Below are 11,463 nucleotides of genomic sequence, written 5' to 3'. Positions count from 1 at the left end.
TTTCACGCATTTCCCGCAGGAGTCGAGCACCTACCGCTTCAATCAACTTTCTAAGTATCGTTTTTTACTTCGAACTAAAAACAATTCTTTGACCAATTTAACAAAACCAATTTATTCCTTATTGTCATTTCCAAATAATTTAGTAGAGATACTTTTTTGACTGTCGTGTCATTTATAGGGCTCTGTCAAGTCTTTCCCGATTAAGATGGTGAGGGGAACTGCGCAGACTCCTGCGGAAAACGGGCGTGCCGAGACCCCGGAAGCGACAGCTGAGGAGGCTCGGCCGTTCGTCCGCCGGAAAGCGAAGCGGTTCCCCTCACCATCTACCTCACTCTTGTTGACAGAGCCTTTAACAAATTCAAAGTTTGTTAAATATGAACGTACAGATTGTAACCCTTTTAAACTATAGACGTTTTAGGGAGAATTGTATAGTTTTCAAGGGAAAATGTCATAAATTTGCCGATTTTTGAGGGGTGGTGAAAAAATATCCATCATTCATGTTACAAGAGAGAGAGAAAAGGGAAGAGTATAGTAGAAGTGACTACTTTATTGAGGTGATTTGGATGAAGCTATATATGACGACAGGAACACATGATTTCTTACAGAAAATAATGGATCAGCATGCGGGTGAAAAAATGCTTTTGATGCAGGGCGAAGATGCACTGCTTTTACATGAAACAAGCGGCGAAAGTTTCTTTGAATCTCCCCGCAGCTATGAGATTGTCGACCAATCAGGTGAACTTGAGAGTAAAGGATACGTGGTCTTTAACAACATCCCCGTATCAGACGAAGGCAGGCCGCTTTTTGAATACCGCTTTAAAAACCGTGCCGGTTTGATTGAAGAGGTGCCAGGGTTTACCGCGATTCGAGTCCTTAGACCAATGGACAACGATACATATGTGATCATGACCCTTTGGGACGATGAACGGAGCTTCCTGGGCTGGCAGGAATCCAAGCAATACGAGAAGGCCCATGCAAAGAGGGGCACTGAAGAAGGAATCGATAATCAAAAAGATATCTTCCCACGCGCTTCCTATGTAAGTAAATATTACGTTTCAGGTCAATCCTGAAGAAAAGCTGCCTGAACTAGAGGCAGCTTTATTCTTTTCAATCTTTACAATTGCAGTGAAGGTGTACATACATAATTACAAATTATTAACAGTATACTTAATCGTATTGGTTACAGACATCCTGAATGAAAGGAGAGGAGTTCCGATGAGTGAAACATGTTTGATTTTGGTTGATTTCCAAAAGGCATATATTGATTCTTCACTGGGAAAGCGGAATAATCCCTTTATGGAAAAGAATGCTTATCGGCTTTTGCACGGTTGGAGAGAAAAAGCCTGGCCGGTTGTACACGTACAACATTCATCTTTCGATATGGAATCACCACTTCATTCAAGTTCAAGAGGTTTTGATTTTATAGAGTCTTTCCGTCCTGTACAAAAGGAAAAACACATCATTAAGCACGCTAATAGCGCTTTCATCGATACAGATTTGGATTTATATTTAAAACGGGAAAAATATACATCCCTTGTTGTCATGGGGTTCACAACGAATCATGGTATCTCTACTACTGTCCGTATGGCCGCGGATCTGGGATATGAAGTGACGGTCCCTTATGATGCCACTGCATGCTTTGAAACCTATTCGTTTGACGGTTCCCTATATTCCGCCGAAATTGTTCATGGACTGTCCCTGGCAAATCTTCACCATGAATTTGCTTCTATTTCTTCAACGGATTCCCTGCTATCATCACGATTGAAATTAACGAAGCCGGTCATTTTTTAATCTTCATTATCGCTTTTTGCAGAATGGGCTTAGTCAAGGGGAATGACTTCATTCCTTTTGACTAAGCCCATTCTGCTTTCAGCCTTTCATATTCCTTCTCTACTCTTTCCTTCCGGCTTTATGCAAGATCCCATTTCGATTGGCATAAATGGCTGCCTGGGTCCGGTCCGCGACCCCAAGCTTACTCAAGATATTACTCACATGGGTCTTGACGGTCTTGATCCCGATAAATAACTCTTCGGAAATTTCCTGATTCGTCAGCCCCTCACCCAAGCATTTCAACACATCCATTTCCCTTGTCGTCAACTCTTCATGAGCCTTTCTTTCCTGGGGACGGAAGCGGTTCAGCATCTTATCGGCAACTTTAGACGCTATGACCGATTCACCCTTAACCGCCTTATAAACCGCCGCGGTTACTTCTTCTGCACTTGCCGTCTTCAATAAGTAACTATGAGCACCTGCCTCAATGGCAGGAAACACCTTTTCATCGTCATAGTAGCTTGTAAGGATGATAATTTTACAGTGGGGATGATAGGATAGGATCTTCCTTGTGGCTTCAATGCCATTCCCATCCTCCATCAATAAATCCATTAATATCACATCGGGCTTATACAGCTTGGCAAGCCGGGCAGCTTCATTTCCACTTTTTGCTTCTCCAAGAAAGTCAATCCGCTCTTCTGTCAGCAAATAGGTTTTCATGCCCAGCCGTACCATTTCGTGATCATCTACAATCATTACCTTTATCTTATCCAATTGTCTTCCCCCTTTGAATTAGACCGGGATGCGGAGATCGATATACGTTCCCTCTTTTTCTTTGGAGCGAATCTGAAATAGTCCTCCAATTTCCTCCGCCCGCTCTCTCATCGTTTGAAGTCCGTACGAGGTCATCTTATTTTCCTTAAGATTAAACCCCTTACCGTTATCACTGATATACAATGTGACAAAGCCCTCTTTTTTCTCCGTCACGATTTTTACTTTCGTTGCTTCCGAGTGACGAAGGATATTGGATAGACTCTCCTGGATGATCCTGAACATATGTGTTTCAGTACCTTTCGATAAGTCTTCCATACCATCCAGAGTGGCATCGATCTCAATTTGTGTTTTTTCCTTCAATTCTCTGATCAAGATGGTTAATGCTTCTCGAAGACTTTCGCCCCTTAAGTCGATCGGTCGCAGATGAAGAAGAAGGGCCCTCATTTCACCTTGTGCCTTCCCTGCAATGTCGGCTATTTGTTTCACGATGATTTCAACCTTCTTATAATCAGTCCCGATGCTCTTTTGCGCCGCGGAAGAAAGCATATTCAGTGCAAATAATTGCTGGCTGACAGAGTCATGCAAATCCCTGGCAAGCCTCTGCCTCTCCTCCATGACCGCAGCCTGGTGAGCCTGATCGGCAAGCTCTGACTTTTCATCTGCGAGCCGCTGAAGTGATTTCACCTGTTCTTGAATGAATACCGCAAGCTGATTCAATTCATCCGATAAAATCCCGAGCTCATCCTGCTCATACCTGTCCACCCTGGCAGAGAACTTTCCACTTCGGAGTAAGGTGACAAAGGTGGATATATCGTCGATTCTGCCTTTGAATGTATACCCTGTACGAAAACCGAAATAAATGCTTAATAGGAATAAAATGATGGCCAAACAAGTGGTTAAATAAATGGAAAGAGAAAGAGAGATACTGGGATCCTCTGAAAGGAACAGATAGACTTGCAAAACGATAAAAAAAAGTAGGATGGTCATGACAGCCATCATTAAAAAGCTCTTGAAGATCCAATTTCGTATATTTGAGGTTTTATTCAATCTCATTCCTCCTTTCACGCAAGCTTTATATCCTCGTAATCCGGATCGAACCGATTTTCACATCAATCGTCAGCTTTATTTTTTTACTTGCCTCCAAATAACCTGGTGATCGATAATACAGTTCCGAACGAATATCAGCAGATTTCTGATCAAACAATTTCACATCCCCCACCTGCACCTTCAAAGTGATTTCCACAGGGACATTTTCCGGTATGATCATTTTCACATCGCCAATCCAGCCTCTGATATCAATAGGTGTTTCCCCTTCAGGAATGAAGGCTTTACTGAAATCAAAATAGTAATCTCCGATGGCATTGTAAAGTTTCATATTTTCCAGGGGCCAGTTCGGTTCTGAAAAACGGATATCCCCGACGATAAACCCTCTATTCACCTTGGGTTTCTTGTGTAGGATCTTTTCACCCAGTGGCTGCTCCTTATCATCTGTTTCAGCTGTCTTATCAAACGGATAATCACTGCTTATACTCACTTGAATCGGTTTATTCCTCACGATCCGATGAATCGCAATGGCAATAATGATGACCGGCCATAGTTTCCACCAATTCCCGTAATCGAAAACCAACACATCGTATTGATCAAGGAGGATCAGCACCCCAAGCGCCAAGCTGAATAGGCCGAACAGTAATTTGCCGAAGCTTTTTTTCAAAAAGCTGTCTACTGACCACTTCAAACCCAGCAGTAATAACAAAATAGGAATGATATTGACAAATATCTGCGTTATTTCCAAGGAAATGACACCGATATTCAGTAATAATAGCCACAATCCTATCACCATCAGCAAAAATGAGAAAAACCATTGCTTTCTTCCTTTGTATCTCATACAGGCACCACCTTCACATCACTTATTAACTTTCTCTATTTACATCGTCTATTCCTGTTATTTCTTCCATTATAGATTGATTTCCACGGGTGTTTGACGAGCATGGGAATGATTTACCCTCAGTCCAGGGGCTGAAAAAATGTTTCTATCCTGTATCACACCTTATTTGCATTTTCATAATCTATAGTACAGATCAGGGCAAATGCCCAAGGTTTGAAACATTGAGGGGGTATTCTAATGGGGATTGACTTGACTGCTCTTCATTGGATTTATTTAGTTTTCATAGGGTTGATCATCCTATTTATGATTTTCCGAAGGGACACGACCATCGTATGTATTCTCGGAATCTTCAGTATCGCTTTGATTGCTACGGGTTCGATCAGCGGGTCGATCAGTAGTATATTTAATAGCTTCATTTTTGCCATCACTGAATTACTTTCTACCATTCTCGTCATTTCCATCATTGTTGCCATGAGTAAAGGATTGACGTCGACAGGGATCAATGATGTGATGATCCGACCGTTCACTAAGTTCATCCGCACCCCTGCACTTGCATACTGGACGATCGGTCTTGTCATGATGTTCATTTCGTGGTTTTTCTGGCCCTCCCCCGCAGTGGCCCTTTTGGGAGCCGTGTTGGTACCCGTTGCCTTACGGGTCGGATTGCCAGCCCTCGGCATCGCCATGGCCATGAACTTATTCGGTCATGGGATCGCCCTTTCAGGTGACTTTGTCATTCAGGCTGCTCCAAAGCTGACGGCAGACGCTGCAGGTATTCCTGTTTCAGAAGTTATTTCTGCAAGTATCCCCCTCATCATTGTCATGGGAGTGGTCACGACCGTCACTGCATTCATCTTCCTTAAACGAGATATGAAAAAAGGGATCCTTACGGTCGATTCAAGCTCCCTTGCTGCCATCGATCCAGAGCAGGATGCTTCACATGAGCTTTTATCATCCCGTTGGAAAAAGGCCATTGCGATTCTTATCCCTATATTATTTGCTGCTGATATTACGGCAATGGTTCTATTCGATCTACAGGGTGGAGATGCAACCGCACTTATCGGGGGAACCTCCATCATCATCCTCTTATTGATTTCATTGGCCGCTTATAAAGGAAAAGGGTTAGAGAAAACGACCAGTTTCATGATTGACGGGTTTCAGTTCGGGTTTAAAGTATTCGGTCCGGTCATACCGATCGCCGCTTTCTTCTATTTAGGGGACTCGGGGTTTCAAACGATCATTGGGGATTTTCTTCCGGCAACATCACATGGAATCGTCAATGACCTGGGCGCATCCCTTGCCGCCGCCGTCCCGCTTTCCAAGGCTGTGGGCGTGATTACCCTTACGACGGTCGGTGCCATCACTGGACTTGATGGATCAGGCTTCTCGGGGATATCTCTTGCCGGTTCCGTCGCCAATTTATTTGCTGAAAGCATCGGTTCCGGCATCGCTACCCTGACGGCCCTGGGCCAGGTGGCAGCCATCTGGGTCGGTGGCGGGACCCTTGTACCATGGGCACTCATCCCGGCAGCAGCCATCTGCGGAGTCGACCCATTCGAACTTGCCAGGCGAAACCTGCTTCCAGTCGTCATCGGACTGGTCGCAACTACCATCGTAGTGATGTTCTTAATCTAAAGACAGAGGGACGGACCTTCCAAGGGAAGGTCCGTCCCTCTTATTTTGCAGGGCGCTTTTCATATAGGAAAATACACAGCACGAAAAACGAGTAACCCAGAAGGAAGCCGGCAGCAACATCAGTAGGATAGTGAGCCTGTTCCGCTACACGGCTGAATCCTGCCAACAGGGAAAGGATGACGGCCAAAGTGAAGATCGTGATTTTCATTCCCATGGTGGAAATTTCCTTACTGATGAAATAAGCGATTACCAGGAGAAAGACAATACCCACCATGGCATGACCGCTAGGAAAGCTGAACCCCTCTTCCCCATGGGAAAACGGAGGTCTTTCACGTTCCATCCACCCTTTGATGGCTTTATTCAGGACGTTACTTCCCGCAACCAGTACCACGACCGTTATGATTCCTGCATAATCTTTTTTAACCCACCACAGAAACAGGATCAAGGCGATTGTGGCGATTCCGATTACCAGCTCGGTCCCTATCACGGAAAATGGTTCTAAAACGTTCATGTCGCCCATGTTTGTCAGAAGATAATCCTCTCCGAAAATCTCCATGTCATGATAAACAAAATGGGCAATGGTCATAAAAAGTACAAATGAAATGATAGCTGAAATGGATAAGGTTTTATTCATCGGATCCTCCTTGAATTTCACTTATCCCCTCTTCCCGGTACATATTTAGTGTTATACTATTCGTAATATTCACCAAACATTAGGAGGTTGGGGACTTGCTGAATGAATTATATCAGAAATTAGAAGATCGTTGGATAGAAATGGTTAATATCAGAAGATTTCTTCATCAACACCCGGAATTATCCTTTCAGGAAAAAAATACGGCAAAGTATATTGCGGATTACTACAAAGAAATCGGGGTCCCCGTTCAAGAACATGTCGGGGGCAATGGGGTGGTAGCAAGGGTTGAAGGGGCGCTCCCCGGAAAGACCGTAGCTCTCCGTGCGGACTTTGACGCCCTTCCCATACAGGATGAAAAGGAAGTGGAATATCGTTCTACCGTTCCAGGTGTCATGCACGCCTGTGGTCATGACGGCCATACCGCGACACTTCTGGTATTAGGGAAAACCCTTCATGAAATGCGAGAAACCCTTTCAGGAACAGTCGTTCTCATACATCAGCACGCTGAAGAATATGCACCCGGAGGAGCTAAATCCATGATCGAAGCGGGTTGCCTCGAAGATGTGGACGTGATCTTTGGCACCCATTTATGGGCAACCGAACCACTTGGGAAGGTCCTCCATCGAACAGGTCCAATCATGGCCGCTGCGGACCGCTTTGAGATTGTCATTAAAGGATCCGGGGGACACGGGGCACAGCCTCACAAAACGAAGGACTCCATCGTTATCGGAGCTCAAGTTGTTGCAGAACTTCAACAAATCGTCAGCAGAAGAGTAAACCCGATTGATCCAGCCGTGGTGACGGTCGGCTCCTTTATAGCTGATAATGCGTTCAATGTCATAGCCGATTCAGCTAAATTGATTGGAACGGTACGGACTTTCAATCCAGAAGTCAGGGACTTTATTGAAGAAGAAATCGAACAGATCCTGAAAGGGGCCTGCCTTTCAGGACGCTGTGATTATGAGTTTGTATATGAGCGGGGGTATCCAGCCGTTGTCAATCACCCTGAGGAGACAGAACTATTCATTCAAAGTGCCGATACTGTAGATGAAGTGCATACCGTGGAAGAAATCGAAATGCAGATGGGCGGTGAGGATTTTGCCTTTTATTTAGAACATGTGAAGGGTACTTTCTTCTTTACGGGAGCCAAGCCCGATAATGTAGAAACGGCCTACCCACACCACCACCCCAAGTTTGATCTTAACGAAAAAGCGCTTCTCATTGCAGCAAAATCATTGGCAAGTGCAACCATTCACTACCAGGATAAACATTCCGTTTCGAAAGCCGTTCCGAAATAACGCAAAGAAGGATCGGACGCACGCGTCCCATCCTTCTTTTTTAATAAAAGCGATGATTCTTTTCAATTTTACTGACCACCAACACCCACCAGATCAAGAGGGGCTGGAACAATAATCTGACCCAAAGCAGCAGTTGATTGGCATCTTCTTGTCCCGGGGCCGGAATTCCTTTAATGGCCGCGTAGATATTTGCAGGAAATACAAGAACTAAATAAATCGCGGTGATGATCCCGGTTTTTTCACGCGTCTTCGGAATCAACAGCAGGACTGACAGAATAAATTCAATGATTCCCGTAATATAAACAAGCTCTTCCCTTAAAGGAATAAACGCAGGGACCATTTTCGCAAATCCTTGAGCTTCAATAAAATGAAAGACCCCTGCCAGAAAGAAGAAAAAGGAGAATAAAATGAGCCCGACTATCTTCCATGCTTTTTTCCGTTTATTCATCTATTTCACACCTCACTAAACACAATTTACCCTACCCTTATCACTATACATGAAGTCATTGCGGAAATAAAAAGATGGGTTTGTCATCACAATGACCCCAACAAAAAGAAGACCGATCATGATGATCGACCTTCATACGGTACTATTCTACTGCATGGAAGTAGCGAATCCGATAAGCAAATTTTGCCACCTCACCAAGCTGATCCAATAGCTGATAATTCGCATAGGCACCCACAACAGCCCCGACTCCAGGGATGAGCTGGAGCATCTTCACCAAATCGATGTAATCCCGATACTCCTGTTGGAAGGTTTTCCAGTCAAGTTCCTTCAGCTTTTCTTTTTCTTCCTCCCAATTCCCAATGATGGAAAGGACCTTCTTCTTATGAGCATCACTTGAGAATGCAAGCTGAAAAACATACAGAAGAAATAGACGCTCCTCATATTGTTTGGGGTCATAACCATGAATCAGGGAGCATTCGCTCAAAAATTTCATCTTAATGGACAAAAGCAATGGGAAATCCGCAAGACCAAGGAAAATCCCCCCGGCACCGGTTCCCGCCCCTTCGATGGTGGCAGCTTTCCGGTAAAATTCCATTCGTTCCTTCATCACGACTTCCCGTTCCTGTAGCTCAGGTCTGTAGGCCGCCTGAAGGGACACCCATTCGCTGCCCTTCAGGGTGACCTCCACCATTTTCTTGATGCTTTCCGTGACGACTTTATGCGCTTTCTCAGGTATCCACTCATTCACTTTCGTCTGGGCCTGTTTGGATACCCTCTTAAAGATGGACGATTTCCTGGTGTATCTCCGTTTCCATTGCTCGAGCTCTTCTCTTTCATGGCTCACTTTAGAACCACCATCCTTTTTCGTCAGCCTTTACTCATACTATGTTCATCCTGCCTGTTTCATTAAAAAAGCGTTTCTTCCATCTTCTTCAACCTTTGGACGAGGTAGAACTGACTGAAAAAAATGGAGAAGGTTAAGCCTGCAAGCAGCGTGATCAATCCAGGCAGCCATTCTCCCCTTATAAAAAGAGGAAGTGAAAACACAAGGGCCTGAATCATCATCGACTGGCTCATGATTTTCTGAAAAGATGATGTCTTCAATTCCCTTGAAACCGGATAAATAAGTACCCATATCTTATAGTCAAAGCGCTTGAATAATGGAATCATCTGAAAGGCTGTCAAATAAAGAAATACCAAAGCCGTCAGAATACTGAAGACGAAAGATGGATTGGAATAAATCAGCAACACACCGATCAGGGTCAAGCGTATATACAGTCCTGAATATTCACTTGTCCTTACAAGCGAGCGAAGATACAAATAGCGATAGGTTGATGCTTGCGAGAAAGGAGCCTTCACAAGCCAGTCGAGCCATTTTCTCCTGTGCACTTTCCCTTTCAGCTTTGGAACATCCGTGAACATATTGGCGATGCGATAAAAGATCAGCATGCGCTGCTCTTCAAGATTGATCAATAAATCCCATTTAAGGTTCTTACCCTTTGTTCCTTGATGAAAATACAAGGCATAGCCGAGCATCAAGACGGCCACAATGAGTGTCATCCAAAGATCGGCTCCCGATAAAACAAGGAACAAAAGAGTCCCATTCAATAGAAAACGGACAAGGCTGTCCGTCAGGTGAGCTTCCCTCTCCTGAAACCTTAACATGAACCAACGAACAAAGAGATTCCATATTTTCATGACCAATACTAAGCCAAGTAACGGAAAGAAGCTTCTGAAACTGTTTCCCGATACAGCAACATACATAGGCATTAAGGCAGCCAGGACAAGCAGTTGAATGTAGGATTGGAACATGAAGCTGATCCAGATACATTTTCTGAAATAACCGGATAACCGTTCTTCTAAAGGTAGAAGAAATACAGCATCCGCCTCCCGGAGAAATGTGTAAACCGGACTCCATGCCAATAAGAGACCAAGTGCGACTGACATGATGAGAGGAGCCGGGAATGTTGGGTCGAGTGTCTTTACCCACTGATTATACGTAAATGCAGCGCCCCCCAAAGCGAAAATCAGGACGAATAACAAATGATCATTGAACATGTATTTCAAATACTTTTGAAGTTCATGATTATACTCTACAATCCTCTTTTTCCAGATGCCCTCCACGTTATTCATCATGGGATTCTTCCTTTGTCAGCTGGATGTATATATCATCTAAAGTGGCTTCAGGCATCGTAAACTCCCTGCGAAGCTCTTCTAAAGTCCCCTTTGCCCGGATTTTCCCTTCATGAAGAATGATGAATGAATCACAATATCTTTCGGCAGTAGCCAATATATGGGTAGACATCAGGATGCCCGCCCCATTTTGTTTCATTTCCTGCATCCAATCCAGTAACGACTGGATCCCGAGTGGGTCCAATCCGACAAACGGTTCGTCGATGATGTACAGACTGGGCTGGATAAGAAAGGCACACATGATCATCACTTTTTGTTTCATCCCTTTAGAAAAATGGGCGGGAAACCAACTCATCTTCTTCTCCATACGAAACGCTTTCAACAATTTATCGATTCTTCCCTTATATTCCGCATCTGATAATCCATAGGCCATGGCCGTAAGCTTCAGGTGTTCCTCGAGGGTAAGTTCATCATATAAGATCGGTGTTTCCGGTATGTATGAGAATTGCTTGCGATATTGATCAGCATCCTTTTTCAACGTATGGCCGTTGATGGATACCTCCCCTTGCTTCGCCTCCATCAGCCCGATGATATGCTTGATGGTCGTACTCTTACCAGCCCCATTCAATCCGATTAACCCGACAATTTCATTAGAGTCAATGGAGAATGTTATATCCTTCAAAACCGGCTTCCTTGTATACCCGCCGACAAGATGCTTAATTTCTAATAACGACACGAGCAGCAACGTCCTTTCTCTACTATATGTATTATTTCTATTTTATCAAAACTTTAAAGCAAAGGCATGTTTTGAATATGAATCATTTTCCTCCAACAGATCTCTAAAGACGAACAAGCAAGTAATTTGTCGAGATCACTTTCTACACCG

12 protein-coding genes are annotated in these 11,463 nt (G+C 44.1%); 4 read left to right on the top strand and 8 right to left on the bottom strand.

Annotation, left to right across the window (positions count from 1 at the left end; all coding sequences use genetic code 11):
* The first annotated feature begins 563 nt into the window (after positions 1–563).
* Positions 564–1,070 carry an antibiotic biosynthesis monooxygenase family protein gene (locus BVI01S_RS21290; protein ID WP_034763930.1) on the top strand — a complete coding sequence of 169 codons (507 nt, stop codon included), beginning with the start codon at positions 564–566 and terminating at the stop codon, positions 1,068–1,070.
* A gap of 145 nt (positions 1,071–1,215) precedes the next feature.
* A complete protein-coding gene (locus BVI01S_RS21285) occupies positions 1,216–1,791 on the top strand; it encodes a cysteine hydrolase family protein (RefSeq protein WP_061811494.1) in 576 nt (191 codons plus the stop codon).
* 99 nt (positions 1,792–1,890) lie between these two features.
* Here BVI01S_RS21285 and BVI01S_RS21280 read toward each other — a convergent pair whose 3' ends face one another.
* Genes BVI01S_RS21280 through liaF form a run of 3 tightly spaced genes read right to left on the bottom strand, consistent with a single transcriptional unit; the run spans position 1,891 to position 4,429 of the window.
* A complete protein-coding gene (locus BVI01S_RS21280) occupies positions 1,891–2,544 on the bottom strand; it encodes a response regulator transcription factor (protein WP_280513003.1) in 654 nt (217 codons plus the stop codon).
* An 18-nt stretch (positions 2,545–2,562) separates the two neighbouring features.
* On the bottom strand, positions 2,563–3,591 hold the full coding sequence (locus tag BVI01S_RS21275; protein WP_061811493.1) for a sensor histidine kinase: 1,029 nt from the start codon (positions 3,589–3,591) through the stop codon (positions 2,563–2,565).
* 25 nt (positions 3,592–3,616) lie between these two features.
* Positions 3,617–4,429: a cell wall-active antibiotics response protein LiaF gene (gene liaF / locus BVI01S_RS21270; protein WP_034763318.1), complete on the bottom strand. Its 813-nt coding sequence runs from the start codon at positions 4,427–4,429 to the stop codon at positions 3,617–3,619.
* A 237-nt stretch (positions 4,430–4,666) separates the two neighbouring features.
* Here liaF and BVI01S_RS21265 point away from each other — a divergent pair, with 237 nt between their 5' ends.
* Positions 4,667–6,064, top strand: coding sequence for a hypothetical protein (locus tag BVI01S_RS21265; protein WP_061811492.1), 1,398 nt, complete (start codon positions 4,667–4,669; stop codon positions 6,062–6,064).
* A gap of 40 nt (positions 6,065–6,104) precedes the next feature.
* Here the strand turns inward: BVI01S_RS21265 and BVI01S_RS21260 are convergent, their stop codons facing one another.
* Positions 6,105–6,698, bottom strand: a complete 594-nt coding sequence (locus BVI01S_RS21260; protein WP_142245390.1) for a phosphatase PAP2 family protein — start codon at positions 6,696–6,698, stop codon at positions 6,105–6,107.
* A 95-nt stretch (positions 6,699–6,793) separates the two neighbouring features.
* Between BVI01S_RS21260 and BVI01S_RS21255 the strand changes: the two genes are divergently transcribed.
* Complete coding sequence (locus BVI01S_RS21255; protein WP_061811490.1) at positions 6,794–7,996, top strand: M20 family metallopeptidase; 1,203 nt, start codon at positions 6,794–6,796, stop codon at positions 7,994–7,996.
* Between the two features lie 40 nt (positions 7,997–8,036).
* Here the strand turns inward: BVI01S_RS21255 and BVI01S_RS21250 are convergent, their stop codons facing one another.
* The 4 genes from BVI01S_RS21250 to BVI01S_RS21235 form a co-directional block, all read right to left on the bottom strand.
* Entirely contained in the window at positions 8,037–8,444 is a 408-nt protein-coding gene (locus BVI01S_RS21250) for a DoxX family protein (protein ID WP_051758452.1), read from the bottom strand.
* A 142-nt stretch (positions 8,445–8,586) separates the two neighbouring features.
* Positions 8,587–9,288 (bottom strand): EcsC family protein, encoded by a 702-nt coding sequence (locus BVI01S_RS21245; protein WP_061811489.1) that lies wholly within the window; start codon positions 9,286–9,288, stop codon positions 8,587–8,589.
* 62 nt (positions 9,289–9,350) lie between these two features.
* Positions 9,351–10,580, bottom strand: a complete 1,230-nt coding sequence (locus BVI01S_RS21240; RefSeq protein ID WP_244886970.1) for an ABC transporter permease — start codon at positions 10,578–10,580, stop codon at positions 9,351–9,353.
* On the bottom strand, positions 10,570–11,313 hold the full coding sequence (locus BVI01S_RS21235) for an ABC transporter ATP-binding protein (protein WP_061811488.1): 744 nt from the start codon (positions 11,311–11,313) through the stop codon (positions 10,570–10,572). The genes BVI01S_RS21240 and BVI01S_RS21235 overlap by 11 nt, the downstream gene beginning before the upstream one ends.
* Between the last annotated feature and the right edge of the window lie 150 nt (positions 11,314–11,463).

The sequence above is a fragment of the Rossellomorea vietnamensis NBRC 101237 genome, from assembly GCF_001591825.1.
GTDB lineage: Bacteria > Bacillota > Bacilli > Bacillales > Bacillaceae_B > Rossellomorea > Rossellomorea vietnamensis.
Note: the sequence above shows the minus strand (reverse complement) of the source record. Positions and strands in the feature narration are given on the sequence as shown.

What these genes read in the sequence shown, in the direction of transcription:
- liaF (WP_034763318.1), bottom strand. Translation starts at nt 4,429, where the DNA reads ATGAGATACAAAGGAAGAAAGCAATGGTTTTTCTCATTTTTGCTGATG.
- BVI01S_RS21265 (WP_061811492.1), top strand. Translation starts at nt 4,667, where the DNA reads ATGGGGATTGACTTGACTGCTCTTCATTGGATTTATTTAGTTTTCATA.
- BVI01S_RS21285 (WP_061811494.1), top strand. Translation starts at nt 1,216, where the DNA reads ATGAGTGAAACATGTTTGATTTTGGTTGATTTCCAAAAGGCATATATT.
- BVI01S_RS21260 (WP_142245390.1), bottom strand. Translation starts at nt 6,698, where the DNA reads ATGAATAAAACCTTATCCATTTCAGCTATCATTTCATTTGTACTTTTT.
- BVI01S_RS21290 (WP_034763930.1), top strand. Translation starts at nt 564, where the DNA reads ATGAAGCTATATATGACGACAGGAACACATGATTTCTTACAGAAAATA.
- BVI01S_RS21250 (WP_051758452.1), bottom strand. Translation starts at nt 8,444, where the DNA reads ATGAATAAACGGAAAAAAGCATGGAAGATAGTCGGGCTCATTTTATTC.
- BVI01S_RS21240 (WP_244886970.1), bottom strand. Translation starts at nt 10,580, where the DNA reads ATGATGAATAACGTGGAGGGCATCTGGAAAAAGAGGATTGTAGAGTAT.